11 protein-coding genes, 1 tRNA gene and 2 pseudogenes are annotated in these 14,197 nt (G+C 56.5%); 4 read left to right on the top strand and 10 right to left on the bottom strand.

Annotated elements, in window-relative coordinates; all coding sequences use genetic code 11:
• Position 1: 1 nt before the first annotated feature.
• From ACP15U_RS13715 to ACP15U_RS13705, 3 genes are all read left to right on the top strand, one after another.
• Positions 2 to 814, top strand: a complete 813-nt coding sequence (locus ACP15U_RS13715; protein WP_425045707.1) for an ABC transporter permease — start codon at positions 2 to 4, stop codon at positions 812 to 814.
• 17 nt (positions 815 to 831) lie between these two features.
• A complete protein-coding gene (locus tag ACP15U_RS13710) occupies positions 832 to 1,866 on the top strand; it encodes an extracellular solute-binding protein (protein ID WP_425045706.1) in 1,035 nt (344 codons plus the stop codon).
• Positions 1,867 to 1,932: 66 nt separating this feature from the next.
• On the top strand, positions 1,933 to 2,970 hold the full coding sequence (locus tag ACP15U_RS13705) for a histone deacetylase family protein (RefSeq protein WP_425045705.1): 1,038 nt from the start codon (positions 1,933 to 1,935) through the stop codon (positions 2,968 to 2,970).
• A 312-nt stretch (positions 2,971 to 3,282) separates the two neighbouring features.
• On the opposite strand, the gene ACP15U_RS13700 is transcribed toward ACP15U_RS13705, so the two are convergent.
• The 4 genes and pseudogenes from ACP15U_RS13700 to ACP15U_RS13685 form a co-directional block, all read right to left on the bottom strand.
• Positions 3,283 to 3,666: a transposase gene (locus ACP15U_RS13700; RefSeq protein ID WP_425045704.1), complete on the bottom strand. Its 384-nt coding sequence runs from the start codon at positions 3,664 to 3,666 to the stop codon at positions 3,283 to 3,285.
• A 175-nt stretch (positions 3,667 to 3,841) separates the two neighbouring features.
• Positions 3,842 to 4,605: pseudogene (locus ACP15U_RS13695) on the bottom strand (transposase); the annotation flags it as partial.
• Positions 4,606 to 4,851: 246 nt separating this feature from the next.
• Complete coding sequence (locus ACP15U_RS13690; protein ID WP_425045703.1) at positions 4,852 to 6,786, bottom strand: DUF1214 domain-containing protein; 1,935 nt, start codon at positions 6,784 to 6,786, stop codon at positions 4,852 to 4,854.
• Positions 6,787 to 6,851: 65 nt separating this feature from the next.
• Positions 6,852 to 7,376 carry a TetR/AcrR family transcriptional regulator gene (locus tag ACP15U_RS13685; RefSeq protein WP_425045702.1) on the bottom strand — a complete coding sequence of 175 codons (525 nt, stop codon included), beginning with the start codon at positions 7,374 to 7,376 and terminating at the stop codon, positions 6,852 to 6,854.
• Between the two features lie 335 nt (positions 7,377 to 7,711).
• Here ACP15U_RS13685 and ACP15U_RS13680 point away from each other — a divergent pair.
• Positions 7,712 to 8,884: pseudogene (locus tag ACP15U_RS13680) on the top strand (transposase); the annotation flags it as partial.
• 596 nt (positions 8,885 to 9,480) lie between these two features.
• Here the strand turns inward: ACP15U_RS13680 and ACP15U_RS13675 are convergent.
• The 6 genes from ACP15U_RS13675 to ACP15U_RS13650 all read right to left on the bottom strand — a co-directional run bounded on the left by ACP15U_RS13675 (position 9,481) and on the right by ACP15U_RS13650 (position 14,196).
• A tRNA-Thr gene (locus ACP15U_RS13675) sits at positions 9,481 to 9,556 on the bottom strand.
• Between the two features lie 256 nt (positions 9,557 to 9,812).
• On the bottom strand, positions 9,813 to 10,709 hold the full coding sequence (locus tag ACP15U_RS13670) for an FAD:protein FMN transferase (protein WP_425045701.1): 897 nt from the start codon (positions 10,707 to 10,709) through the stop codon (positions 9,813 to 9,815).
• Positions 10,706 to 11,230 (bottom strand): nitrous oxide reductase accessory protein NosL, encoded by a 525-nt coding sequence (locus ACP15U_RS13665; protein ID WP_425045700.1) that lies wholly within the window; start codon positions 11,228 to 11,230, stop codon positions 10,706 to 10,708. Before ACP15U_RS13665 ends, ACP15U_RS13670 begins: the two co-directional genes overlap by 4 nt.
• Positions 11,227 to 12,048: an ABC transporter permease gene (locus tag ACP15U_RS13660; protein ID WP_425045699.1), complete on the bottom strand. Its 822-nt coding sequence runs from the start codon at positions 12,046 to 12,048 to the stop codon at positions 11,227 to 11,229. The genes ACP15U_RS13665 and ACP15U_RS13660 overlap by 4 nt, the downstream gene beginning before the upstream one ends.
• Complete coding sequence (locus ACP15U_RS13655; RefSeq protein ID WP_425045698.1) at positions 12,045 to 12,938, bottom strand: ABC transporter ATP-binding protein; 894 nt, start codon at positions 12,936 to 12,938, stop codon at positions 12,045 to 12,047. The genes ACP15U_RS13660 and ACP15U_RS13655 overlap by 4 nt, the downstream gene beginning before the upstream one ends.
• Positions 12,928 to 14,196 carry a nitrous oxide reductase family maturation protein NosD gene (locus ACP15U_RS13650; protein WP_425045697.1) on the bottom strand — a complete coding sequence of 423 codons (1,269 nt, stop codon included), beginning with the start codon at positions 14,194 to 14,196 and terminating at the stop codon, positions 12,928 to 12,930. The genes ACP15U_RS13655 and ACP15U_RS13650 overlap by 11 nt, the downstream gene beginning before the upstream one ends.
• Position 14,197 lies beyond the last annotated feature (1 nt).

The raw sequence follows: 14,197 nt of genomic DNA, 5'->3' as shown, positions 1-14,197 counted from the left end.
CATGGCCACGCGCAAATTCGACGTTCGCTCTTACCCGGGCTTTCTCGCTGTTACCGTTCTTTGCCTGACCATCCTCTATGTGCCGCTGGTGGTGGTGGCGGTCTATAGTTTCAACGCCTCCGATTCCATAGTGGTCTGGGAAGGCTTCTCGCTCCAGTGGTATGCCGATGTCTTCACCGGTTCGGAAAGCGCCAAGTTCAAGCTAGCGGCGCGCAACAGCTTTGTCATCGCTATCATCGCCGCAACCGTTGCCACGGCCATCGCGACACTCGCCGCCACGGGCATGATCCGCGGTGGTCCGTTCAAGCTGCGCACAGTGTCCTTCGGTCTGATTTCCCTACCGCTGATGGTGCCCGAGATCGTAACAGCCGTTGCCACGCTCATCTTCTTCAATTCGATCGGGTTCGAACGCGGAATCATGACGATCCTGCTGGCGCACATCGCGTTTTGCATTCCTTTCGCCTACCTGCCGATTTCGGCACGCATGCAAGGGATCGAAGACACCTACGAGCAGGCGGCGATGGATCTTTACGCCACCAAACGGCAGGCTTTCACCAAGATCCTGATGCCCTTGATGATGCCCGGCATCATTTCGGGCTTCCTGCTCGCTTTCATCATTTCTCTCGACGACTTCATCATCACAAATTTCGTGAAAGGTGCAGGCGTCGAAACATTGCCGACCGCCATCTTTGGTGCCGTCAAACAGGGCATCAAGCCCAACATCATGGCCATCTCGACCATGCTTCTCGCATTCTCGATCGTGATGGTCACGATTTCCTACTTCGTCAGCAAGTCAGGCGAAGACAAGTCATGAAAAACAGGGAGACCAACATGAAAAAGTTCCGCACATCAACCGTTGCAGCCGCTGCTCTGGTTCTGGCAGCGGGCACGGCCCATGCCGAAGGCAAGCTGTCGATCTATCACTGGTTCGAATACATTCCGCAGGAGCTTCTCGACAAGTTCGCGGCCGAGCATGATGTCGAGGTTGTCATGGACACCTACGATTCCAACGAATCCATGTTGGCAACACTCAAGGCCGGCGCGATGGGCACTTATGACGTGGTTGTGCCCACCGATTACATGGTCTCTATCCTGATCGCGGAAGGTATGGCCGACGAGATCGCCGAAGGCGCGCGCAAGAACCTTGGCAACGTCAAGGCAGAGTTCACCGACCCCGCTTATGACCCGGGCCTCAAACACTCGATCCCCTACCAGGGCGGCACAACGAGCTTTTCGGTCGATACCGCAGCCTATGACGGCGACATCAACACAACGGACATCATCTTCAACCCTCCGGCTGAATTGCAGGGCAAGATCAACATGATCGACAGCCAGGGCGAAGTGCTGGCTCTGGCGGCGGTTCACATGGGCATCCCGCAGTGTTCCACCGATCGCGAGCAGCTCAAGGCGCTGGACGCGATGCTTCAAGCCGCCAAGCCGCATTGGGCGTCGTTCAACTCCGACACGGCAAAAGAGGTTCTGGCCGCAGGTGATGTTGCAGCAGGTATGATCTTCAACGGATACGCAGCCAAGGCAGCTGAATCGCGCGATACGCTTCAATATGCCTTCCCCAAACAAGGTTGGGTCAACTGGATGGACAGCGTTGTGCTGCTCAAAGACGCCCCGAACCGCGAAAACGCGATCCTATTTATGGATTTCCTGCTGGAGCCTGAAAACATCGCAGCCGTGACCAACTTCGCGCGCTACCGCGATGCGGTCAAAGGATCGGAGGAGTTCCACGACCCTACATTGGCAGACGAACCTGAGGGCAACCCGCCCGCCGGCATCGAAGGCGTTTTCGTCGAGACATGTTCAGAAGAGGTTCAGGCCGTCTACGACCGCATCTGGACCAACCTCAAGAAATAAGCATGTGACGTTTCGGGCCGCGCAGACCGCGTGGCCCGTTTCTCTTTTTCAGCGGGGAGCATGGCGATGGAAACGATCTACACCGAAAAACACAAATTGCGTGATGCCAAGACAGAGCTCTTCGGCGGCAAACTCGTCCAACCCCATGAACGCCCGAGCCGCGCCGAATATGTGATCGACCGGGTGCGCAAAGTCCGGCTTGGCCCCGTGTCAGACCCCGATGATTTCGGTATGGACCCGATCCACGCCATCCACGAAGACCACTTTACCGAATTCCTCAAGACTGCCGCCGCCCGCTGGAAGGCCGAAGGCTTCGAGGGCGAGGCGATCCCGACCACATGGGTCGCGAGGCGCATGTCCAACATCCGCCCGAACTTCATCGAAGGGCAGCTCGGCTACTACGCGCTCGCTGGCGAGACCAGCCTGACTGAAGGCACATGGGAAGCTGCCTATGCCAGCGCTCAGGTGGCATTGACGGGCGCAGAACGCATCCGAGACGGCGCACGCAGCGTCTTTTCGCTCTGCCGCCCCCCCGGCCACCACGCAACGGCGGACATGTATGGCGGCTATTGCTTCCTGAACAACGCGGCCATCAGCGCGCAGCATTTCCTGGACAAAGGCGCGGGCCGCATCGCCATTCTCGACGTTGATTTCCACCACGGCAACGGAACGCAGGACATCTTCTATGACCGCGATGATGTGCTGTTTGTCTCGCTGCACGGAGACCCGCACGAGACCTTCCCCTACCACCTTGGCCATGCAAGAGAGAATGGCACCGGCAAGGGTGACGGGTTCAATCTGAATTTCCCCATGCCCCCCGGCACACCTTTTGATGTCTGGCGCGCCGCGATGGCAAAAGGGCTCGAGCGTATTGCCGATTACAAACCCGATGTGCTGATCATTTCGCTGGGTGTCGATACGTTTGAAACCGACCCAATCAGCTTTTTCAAGCTCAAGAGCGATGATTTCAAGACGATGGGAGCAGACATCGCTGCAGCGAACCTGCCCACGCATTTCATCATGGAAGGCGGTTATGATGTGGACGAAATCGGCGTCAACGCGGTGAATGTGTTGCAAGGGTTTGATGCCGCAGCGGGCGCTTAAGGTGCGCATCTGGATCTGGCAAGACGAAACGCCGAAGGGCGGCATTGATGCCGCTTTGTCTTGTGTGGATGGCTCCTGCAAAGCAAGACATTTTTGAGGTAATTGGCATTTTGTCAGAAGCGGTCTTGTGTTCGGCCTTTCGACGCGGTGCATGTGACCGCTGGCCCTGATGGTTTCCGCGGCCCAAGTCCCCATTCTCGCAAACGGACATAAGTTGTCCTGGACAAAGCCCGGGGTGTCTTGGGATTACGGCTGACGCATTTGCCATCACTTCATTGGTCTTGCTATCTCTGTTTCTTTTTTCTTCCGATGTCAGACTGTCCTGATCCTGTAGGGTTCGTTGCGCGTGAGTACAGCCCAGATGATCCGCGCTGTTTTGTTCGCCATGGCCACTGCCGCAAGCTTGGCGGGTTTGCGCTCCAAGAGCTCCGTAAACCAAGGATCAAATCGTTCAGGCGCGCTCTTGATCTGTTTCATACGGGAGGTCATGCCAACGACCATCAGGTGGCGAATGTAGCGGTCGCCCATCTTCGATATGCGGCCCAGCCGCTCTTTGCCTCCGGTCGAACGGTTGATCGGCGTCAGGCGCAACCATGCGGAGAAATCCCTGCCGCACCTGAACTGTGCCGCGCTGCCAACCGTCGCGACGATGGCCGACGCTGTGATCGATCCAATGCCGGGGATCGTCTGAAGCAAAGCGATCCGGGGTTCGGATTTGGACGCCTGTGTTAACTTGCGACCCTATCAGAGCACCCGCTCGTGCAGGGTCAAAAGCTGTTCACTGAGATCGATGATGGTGTCCAGCGCAACCGGCGGAAGATCCAGGGCTTGCCCTTGGATTGTGCACTTCGCGAACAGGACGGTTCCGCGTTCTCACCAGCATGTCGCGCACTGCATCAACCTCGACCTGCCGGATCGGTGCGGTGGCCTCGATATCCACGATGACCGCATTGTCCAGATCGACAAGGTAGTTGGTGCTGTAAGCGAAGAAAGGTCTGTCGCCATTGGCCCCGGTCAGTCGCGCTGCCGGGTCGGCGGGAGAGATTGCCTTCGGCTTTACTGGTGTCACTGCACCGAAGGCCGCATCATCGAGCATGCTGAGGTATTCCTGCGTCGCCCGATTTGCAACGCCGGCTACCGACCACTAAGCGAAGTCCACCTTAGTATAGCGGCTGGCATCTGCCTTGATGAGTGAGGCGTCCGCTCCAAAGCTCTCACCTCCCACCAGGCCCTCCGCAATGCAGCGTGTCAGCACTTCCTCGAAGAGACGCCGGAAGAGGTTGCTCTCACGGAACCGTCCGTGCCTGTTCTTCGAAAAGGTCGAGCGATCCGGCACCGGATCGGTCAGATCAAGGCGGCAAAACCAGCGATACGCCAGGTTCAGATGCACCTCTTCGCACAACCCCCGCTCCGACAGGATGCCCATGGCATAACCCATTATCAGCATCCGGATCATCAACTCGGGATCGACTGAGGGCCTTCCTGTCGAGCTGTAGAAAGGGGCAAGATGGCGGCGCATGCCACCCAAATCGACAAACCGGTCGATGGACCGCAGAAGGTGATCCAGCGGCACATGATCTTCCAGTGAAACTCGTAGAACAGCGCGCCTTGCGCCTCTTGCCTCGGTCCCATCATCGCAAACCACCTCCATCAATGTTGGAAGTGAATCTGCCTGTTAAATCTCAATCAAGCAGGAGTTTTTCAACAGCATCAGCCCAAAGCAGTCCAAACGAATTCTGGGCGTCTTGCAAAAATCCGACTTGATCGACAGGTCGGCCCGACAAACAATGACGTGCCTTGGCTCAAGACTTCAAAATTTTTTGGGTTGCATCGAACCAAAGTTTTGAACGGGACGCGCTAGCGCGCCCCGTTCACCATTTTTTAGGGAGCTCTGACGAGTTCTACACGTCGATTTAGCGCACGCCCTTCTTCTGTTTCGTTGCTTGCAATAGGGGCAAGGAAGCTTGCACCCGCGGCGAACAGACGCGCGCTGTCGATGCCGTAAGTGTTGATCAGATCGGCAACAACGGCGTCAGCACGCTGTTTGGAGAGGTCAAGATTGCTGTCATAGCCACCAACATTGTCTGTATGACCGACCACCGCAATTTTGAGATCCGGTAGCTCGGACATCATTTCGGCAATCGCAGCCAAGGTATCTTCCGAACCCGGCAGGATTGAAGTGGAGCCGGTATCAAACTGAACGCCGTACACCGCCACGCGTCCATCGACCGCTATGCGCAGTGAAATGTCTTTGGCGGTTTCGGTGTTTGATGACGCCTCTGAGGAAGCGTATTCAACCAGTTCAATGTCTCCCGGACGCCATGTCTGGTCGAACCATGATTCAAGTGGACCGTAAAGACGGAAGATTGTGTTCCAGCCTTTGCCCGGCACAGTTTGAACCCAATTGCTCTCCTTTCCTTCAGGAGCCTCAGGCGCAAAGTAGATGTCGTACGATCCGTCCTCGTTCTGAACAACACCTGTGTCGTTGCTACCGATGGCCGGGAACTGCGCGTCTGTTTGAAGCATTGAGCGCGTCTGGTTGTCGTACAATGTAAAAGACCAGAAGTCTTTCGCTGGTACGTTGGCAGGAACGTTGACCTTATAGGTCCTGCTGCCATCCAGAGGATTGCCGTTAGAATCGACGTAGGTGAAGGCATATTGTGAGCCTTTCCCGACTTTTTTCAAAGCCATCGCAGGTGTGATGCCTGTCGCGTAGAAATGGAACGCGGCACGAATATCCTGAATTGATACGCCGTCCAGTTCCCAGGTGTATGCGCCACCGGGAAACGCCGTTTGCCAATAACTTTCACCCGGATACCAATAGAACCGCTCATCTTTTGGTTTGGAGATAATCGTTTTGACTGTAACCGAGCCTGCTTTGGCAGCCGCGTCCAGGATGGCTTGCATTCTCTCATCGGGTTCAAAAGGCTGGCCCTTCACGATACCGATGGCCGCGAGGTGACCAAGCAGTTCAGGATTTTCGCCCATCAGAGGTTCGGCCTGAACCACGTCATTGATCTCGTTGAATATCTCTGCATCCATCCGGTGGATTGTATTCATCTCCTTTCCTGACGCGTTTACGAAAGTCATTTCAGGCGGATTGTCCTTTTGAGAGAGCGGATACATGCGGAACATGTCCTTGGTCTGGCTGATTGCCAAATCGGTTGTTCCGTCTTTTTGATAACCGCGCCATAACACCCAGTTGCCATAGGTGTTCGTACGAGCGACGTGATATCCCTCTGGTACTTCGCCGTCATAGCCTGGCGGTAGCACAAGAAACTTACCACCTTGTCCTTCGTCTGGGCCAAGGTTGCCAAAGTCGATCACGTATCTGAACCAGTGATCGTTAATAAACCCAAGCACATTCGGTGGTGTTTCGATCACCATCGGTTCGTCCCCGAGTTCCAGCCATGAGAACATATAGACGCTGGTTGTGTTGGCCGTCAGAAACAGCGCTTTTGAATCCATCAGCCCTTCGAACAGAACGGCCGTTGTATTCGCAGGTCCGAATTCAAGAATTCCCTTTCGGATCGCATCCATCGAAGCAATTTTGGTGCCGTCAAGAAAAGCTTGATACGCGTGTGTAAAGTCCAGAAGGTTGTAAACCTTCTGAGCGGATTCCACATCCGGCACACCGTCAAAAAAGTTAAGCTCGCCGACCCTCGTCTGGATGTTGTCCGGTGTCGTTATCCCTTCGGGTATGACAGTCGTCATCTCCATTTTCGAAACTTCTTGTGCCCAGACGGGTGACAGCCCCAATCCTCCAATTATGGCTGCAAAGCAGGTAATACCTGCAAGCCGATTTCTGAGTTTCATAGATCTTTCTCTCCCTTGATTTGGACAAAAATTAACTGTTGTTCAAAGACTGACTGCTGAAGAATTTAAGCGCTCCCATCGCTTTTGTTTCCAATAACGAATTGCGCGTCGAACGGGTAAAGCGCAGCCAGCCAAATACGTGTGATGGCGGATCGAACTTCCTCTTTCTCAGCCTTTGGATGCGCACCAAACGCATTGATCAAAATGCCGGCATCCATTCGGTTCAAGGCACGTGCAACTGGAAGAGCATCAAACTCCGGAGTGACACCAATGGCTTGGTCCTGCTTGATGCGTGCTGTAACCACCTCGTCAAATGACTTCAGGAAGGTCTCCCAAACGTGTTCAAGTCTTTCGTCGCTCGGCGCGGCATCCGAGACCGCTTTGAGAATAGTCCCATGCTCATAGCCAACATCGACAAGTGAACTCAGGCTCTTTTGCAAATCTGATACCCCGTCACTTTCGTTTGACAGCCACGTTTGAGCCCCTTCGACGATGCCGCCCTTAACTTCGTCCAAGAGCGTTTCCAACAATCCATGCAGATCATTGAAATAGAGGTAGAACGTCGGACGGCTGTATTCTGTGGCTGCCATTAGAGTGCCAACCGTCAAATCTCTAAACGGTCGGGTCTCTAAAAACGCGCTTCCAGCGTCAAGGATAGCCGAGCGGGTCAACGCGGCCTTGCTTGGCAGCATGTGACGCGAAGATGGATGTGTTGTAGAAACGGGCTTGGCACTTTTTGACATTATGTCAGTAAATATGACAAAGCGTCAGGAGTCCAGAAAACCTGAAGTTTCTAGTACTGCCTCACTGCACTCGGGGATATGGCTTTCGAACGACGGCAATGTCCGGTTTCCGTTGAAAAACTCTCCCTTGATCGGGTCGCCAGCGACTGATTCAATTCTCTTGACGGGCGGGAGGGTTTGCGATGATGGGACGGAGGCAAGAGGTGCAATCGGCCTTGTTCTACCAGTTCTCGCTGGAGGAGCATGTTCCGCATGATCACCTGCTGCGGTCGATTGATCGGTTCGTCGACCTGAGCACCATCCGGGCACACCTTGCGGATTTCTACAGCCACACGGGTCGCCCATCAGTCGATCCTGAACTGCTGATCCGGATGCTGTTGGTTGGGTACTGCTTCGGCATCCGGTCAGAACGACGGCTCTGTGAAGAGGTGCACCTCAACCTGGCGTACCGCTGGTTTTGCCGCCTCGACCTGACGGATCGCATCCCGGACCATTCGACCTTTTCAAAGAACCGCCACGGTCGCTTCCGCGAGAGCAACTTGTTGCGCCATGTGTTTGAGACAACTGTCGCGCGTTGCTTGGCGGAACGGTTGGTTGGTGGTCATGGCTTCGCCGTCGATGCCAGCCTGATCAGTGCCGATGTTCAAAAGCAGAACTCGAGTAATCCTGAGGACTGGGCGGCTCGTGAGATTGATCCTGCAGATGCTCCCCGCGCAGTGCGCGAGTATCTAGATGTGCTCGACGATGAAGCGTTTGGGGCCGCCAGCGAGGTGAAGCCGAAGTTCACGGCCCATGTCGATCCTGCAGGCCTATGGACGGCAGCCCGGAAAGGTCCAGCGTTCTTTGCCTATTCGGACAACTACCTGATCGATACCGATCACGGGATCATTGTCGACGTGGAGGCCAGTCGATCAGTTAACACAGCCGAAGTGGGCGCGCTGCGTAGGATGATTAATTGGACCAAGGAACGGTTCGGGCTGAAGCCGGACTGGGTTACTGCCGATACCGCCTACGGCTCCGCAGAGAACCTCGTCTGGCTCGTGCTGGATCGACAAATCCTGCCGTTCATCCCTGTCTTCAACAAATCGAAACGTCAGGATGGAACGTGGTCGCGCTCTGATTTCACCTGGGATCCCGACAATGACAGGTATCTTTTTCCCGAAGGGAAAGAACTGAAGCGCACCCGGCAATACCACAAGGACCCACGCAACAAGCGGCCCCGGACGGGGCGGCGCAAATACCGCGCCAGCAAGATGGTTTGCAGTATCTGCCCTGCGAAGGAGAAGTGCTGTCCGAAGGTCGATGCACGTTCCGTCACCCGCGAGCGATTCGAGGAGGTCCGGGAATTTGCGCGCAAACAGCGTTTTCCAAGGCTTCGCTCACGACGGCGCGTGCAAGGTAGTTGGCCGCCGCCCGTGATACGGACTCGCCCGGATAATCTGCATCCGGCATCGTCAATACGCGAACGAGTTTTTCCTCTGCTGCGCCTCTCACGCTGCGGCTCAGGTTCTGGTTGGAAGGCTGCCAGAGTGATCTTTCGGATGCCGCCGGTTCGCGGTAGTCCAAAACCTTCCTAGACTGTGTGAAACGAATGCCAACCAGCTTGCCGGCGGTGTTGAGAACCGGCGCGAGGCATTCAGTTTGATAATGAAAGCGTGCCGGGTGATCGGAACAAACGAGGCTCAAGGCTCTCCACCTTGGCATATTCCTTGATCAGGGCGGAACCTCCCTTGGCCCTAAAGCGCTGTTGAAAGACCTTCCTTCCCACGGCCTCCTGAACTGCTAGGGGAATCCTACGGCGATATCTGAGAGACCCGTCCTTGAGTCGATCTACGTGCTTTAGTTTGGTCATTAGAGCCATATATGTGTCCGCCCTGTGTTACACAATGTGTTACAGGAATGACGCGGGAGGCCTTATCTCCTTAGCTTTCAGGTGCTTGCTAAGGTGAAGTGGTGCCCCCACACGGACTCGAACCGCGGACCTACTGATTACAAATCAGTTGCTCTACCAGCTGAGCTATAGGGGCAAGCCGCAAGGCTTTTGGCCTTCTGGCTGAGCAATGCACCGGTGTCAATTGTCGATTTCAAGATTGGTGAACTTGAGCTACAGACAAGGCCGGAACGACGCTGGGGTGCCTTCTATTCCAAGTTCTCACTGCTGGCAAACCGAAAATTGAGTATGCTCCAAGCGGCCCCTACCCTAGTTTGCCCGTGACTGAACTGCATTGCGCATTCTCAGTTCCCGCCAGCCTGAAAAAGTTTCAATCAGCGAAATTTCCGGCCTTACACAACCCGTTCGAGATTGGCCGCGGGAAACTCTGCCATCAAGCTCGTCAAGCCTTGGTCGGACAGTAGGCAAGCCGCGGTCGAAAGCCCGTCGGCCAGGGCCGCGGTCGGCGCCGAAACCGAGACCAGTTTGCGCAGCGCCTGCTCTCCGTTGGGACGCAAGATGTGCCTTGAAACCTGCTCATTTCCGGGCATCGCGAATACCGGTGCCGACGTTGCGAGGGCACGGTCTTGCAAAATTATTCGATGGCGCACCTTTCCATCCGGGTCACTTATCCCGGCATTCCAGAATGATCCGTCCGATTTACGGCCGAAGGCCGCAACCTCCCCCGTATCCAGCAATACATCGCGCAATCCGTAAGTGCGCAGTAGCGCTGCGATCTTGTCCGTAATGGCACCCTGGGCAATTCCGTTTAGCGTCAGCCCCATGCCCGGTTCAGAGAAGGCAATGCGCTTCGGGTCTACCCGCAGCTTGCTCCATCCCACAGCAGCACGCGCTCGGCGCATCCCTTTTCCCTCCGCGCTGGCAAGCCAAAGCGGCTGGACCGTCGGATCGAAAACCCCACCGGACGCTCGATGCAACGAGGCAGACAGGCTCAGCACTTCGAGCAGTTCCGGAGAGGGCGTCGTTATCTCTCCATTAAGATTGAGCTGGCTGATCTGCGAGCCCGGACGATAAAGGCTGAAGACATTCTCCAAACGCAACAATTCGGCCTCGACCGCGGCAAAGACCGGATTGGCAGCTTCCTGCGTCAGCCCTTCAAGCTGCATCGTTGCCGATGCGCCCAAAGCGGTTCCGCGCCAATAGGCTGTTTGTCCAGTTCCGGCGTAACCCGGCAGCGCCGCGGCCGAAGCGGCAAGGGTCAAGAAGCGGCGCCGATTCAACCTCGTCATGCCGGTGTCTCCAAAACTTGCGTCAGATCGACAGGTGCAAGGGCAGCCTCGTCAGGGATCGCGGAGAGCGGCACAGGCTCTCCGCCGTAACGAGAAATGAATTCTGCGGCCCCTTGTTCGGTAGCAAAGGGGACGATTTCGGGGGCACCCATTCCCCCTGCGACACCGGCCCCGATCACGAAGGTTGCGGCTTCGGCGGTTATCCAGTTGCCTGTACCGGGGTTTTTCCAGCTATTTGCCTGTGCCATGTCGCTAACATAGACGGCTGTAATCTCGGCATCACGCTCTGGGCTCTTGAGATACGCCACCATGTCCCTCACCTGCGCAAAAAAGAGAGGTTGCGGGTAACCCGCCAGGTGTATTTGCCCCTTGGGGCCACCGTGTTCTGCAACGTTCATCTGGCAGAAGAAACTCAAAGTCTCCTCGGACAATTCGGCCGGCGGCGGCACGTCAGCCACGTCTTCCTTGCAGGCCGACAGCACCAAGGGCGCAACAAGTGTCAGGATCAACAGGTGCCTCATGGTTCCACCCTCCGAAATGCGGCACGGGCAAGGCCAAAGCCAACAACCGGCCAGATCAAGAGCGAGGCCGGGGCCGCCCAAGCGGGCAACGCCTGCGCAGCACCGCTCATACCAGATGCCATGGCAACACCTTCTGTCGCGGAAATGTTCCACAAGCGGAATGCGTCGGCCGGGTTGGCCACCATCACCCAGGGAAACACCGTGCGGGTGAATGTGCCGTCGCCATCCATGACTACGGCCCCCAGCAGACCGAGATCATAGAGGACAACGAAGATGAGCCAGAGCCCGGCCGACAGACCTGCCGCCGCCGTGGCTCCCCCACCGAGGGCAGACAGCAGGTAACCCAGCGCGAGAAAGACCGCGCCCAGCAGAATCGACGTGAGTATCAACCGCAACAAGGCCAAAAGGCTATCGGTACCAGCACCACCAAACCATGCGGCGACGGCGCCTGCGGTTCCGAAACCGACGATCATCGCAAAGGCCAGAGCCGCCAGATGTGCGGTAAACTTTCCCAGCAGGATCTCACCGCGACCGGCCGGATACGACAATAGCAAGGCCAGAGACCCGCGATCCGCGTCACCTGCAATTGCATCGAACGAAATCATCAGGGCCAGCAGCGGGGCGAGGTAAACCGAAAGGGTTGTCATGGACGCGACTGAAACGGTCAGCATGTCGACCCCTAGCGTGCCGGTTGGTGCACTGCCGGCAAAGGTCAGGGCCAATGCAAACAACACCATGATCAGGGTCGCGACAAAGAGCCAGCGGTTGCGACGCAGGATCAGCATCTCGGCGCTTGCGATTGCGAGGAAGCGTGTCATTGCAGGCCCTCCCGTGCGTAATGTCTGTAGAGATCTTCGAGGCGCGGCGGCGTCATCTCGACATCCGCAACGGCCTCGCCCAGCCCGGCAATGCGACGCAGGGCTTCCATCTTGTCTGCCGGGGAGCAAAGCAACTCAACCGAGGCACCATTGACGCGCGTGCCGCCGATTTCTGCGGCCAGTGCATCCGCGTTTTCGGCTGCGCGAACTCTCAATCGGATCGGTAGACCGGCCAGTTCCGAAAGGTTGGCAAGCGTATCATCGGCGACCTTCACCCCGTTTCGCAAAATTGCGATCCGGTCTGTGCGCGCCTCCACCTCGGTCAACGCGTGCGAGGCGATCAGAACCGCCGTCCCCTGCCCTGCCAGCTCGTCAATGATTGCGTAAAGATCCTGACGCGAAATAGGGTCCAAGCCGCTTGTGGGCTCGTCGAGCAACGCCAGTTTCGGTCGCCCTAGCAACACCTGGGCAAGACCCAGTCGCTGACGCATGCCCTTGGAGTAGGTGCCGATCCGTCGATCCAGCGCCGCGCTCAGACCGACGCGCTCCAGCAGGCCGGCAATGTCAGCCTTTTGACCCGAAAGCCGGGCAAACAGCGTCAGTTGTTCGCGCCCTGTCAGGGCCGGGTGGAATGACACGGCTTCGGGCAGATAGGCGGTGTCCCGTCGCGCCGCTGCGCTACCGGGTTTGGATTTTCCAATTTGGATGGATCCGCTTCCGACCGAAGTCAGTCCGAGAATGGATTTGATAAGGGTGGATTTGCCCGCTCCATTGTGCCCAAGCAGCGCAACGCGCTCGCCCGGTACAAGAGACAGGTCGATATCGCTCAGGACGCGTGATTTTCCGCGATCCTTGCAAACATTTCTGATTGTCAGGGCCTTATCGGTCATGAGGCACCTTTTGTATAGCTGGGGGTGAATTGGGGGTCATAAGTGGGTTGCTGTCGATCACGCCGCCCGGCAACAGGGCTGGAAAGGCGGATTGAGACCAGCGCACCAACTGCACGGCGGGGGAACCGAGCAGTAGCTTGGCCGCAGGTTGCGTCCAGAGCACGTGATCCATGCTGTCATTCGGACGATAGGGCGCATCGGCGATTCCGTTGCCGTCCACGTCAAAAGCGGCAAAGTCCGACCAGTGATTGCCACGGCCATCCACTGACCACTCATGCCACTTGGTCGAAACGAATTTGACTTGTGTACGATTTCCAACGAACGAGTTGCCAACAATCTGGTTGCCCTCGGACCCGGCTGTAAAGTGGATACCGATACCGCAGCCCTGAAACCAGTTGTCGGTGAACGAGTTCTTGTTCGCATTGTAGAGGAAGGTGCATTTCTCTTTTGCACCAATCACGACATTCCCCGAAATCTCGCTGCGATTTGCGTAGTTCAGCATCACGCCGTGTTCTCGGTCGTTGACAGAGACATTGCCAATCACCTTGACCCGCGAAGTGAACATGACCGCATAGCCTAGATCGTTGCCGATCGAGACATTTCCAGAAACCTCGGAATGATCGGCATACATGTAGTGCACAGCGAAGCGCAGGTCGCGGAATAGGTTGTTTCTAAAAATGTTCTTCTTCGAAGAGTTCACGAAGATGCCATCGCGGCCATATCGGACGTCATTCTCCTCGACCACTGCACCCGGCGCGTTCCATATATATATTCCATTGCCACGCGCGTTCATGTGGCGATCTTGTCGGCCTTCGATCCGGTTGCCTTTTACAAGGCTGTCCTTTGCACCGTGGACATCGACGCCATAGAGGTTTCCGAGCAGAACATTGTTTTCAACGATTGGCGCAACCGCCGACTTGGTCAGCTTGATGCCGCTGTCGATATTTTCGTGATCTGAGCCGGAACCGATTACTGTCAGCCCTCGCAGGATCACACCCGGACCGGTCACGGTAATCACGCTGCCCGAGCCCAGCCCGTCGATAGTGGCTTGTCCCTGCCCGTCAATTGTGACGGGCCGGTCCAGAACCAACTGCTCATTGTATGTGCCGGGCGACAGGCGGAGAACGTCACCCTCCTCCGCCTGCGCCAGAGTTTCGGCAATGGCCCCTGCCCGGTTCGGCACGTTCCAATCCGCCGCCCAGGCAGGAACACCAAGAGGCATGCAGACAAGTAACGATAGGATCAGGGGCCAACGCATC

This window comes from Primorskyibacter sp. S87 (genome assembly GCF_049801055.1).
Classification (GTDB): domain Bacteria; phylum Pseudomonadota; class Alphaproteobacteria; order Rhodobacterales; family Rhodobacteraceae; genus JBNAGF01.
Note: the sequence above shows the minus strand (reverse complement) of the source record. Positions and strands in the feature narration are given on the sequence as shown.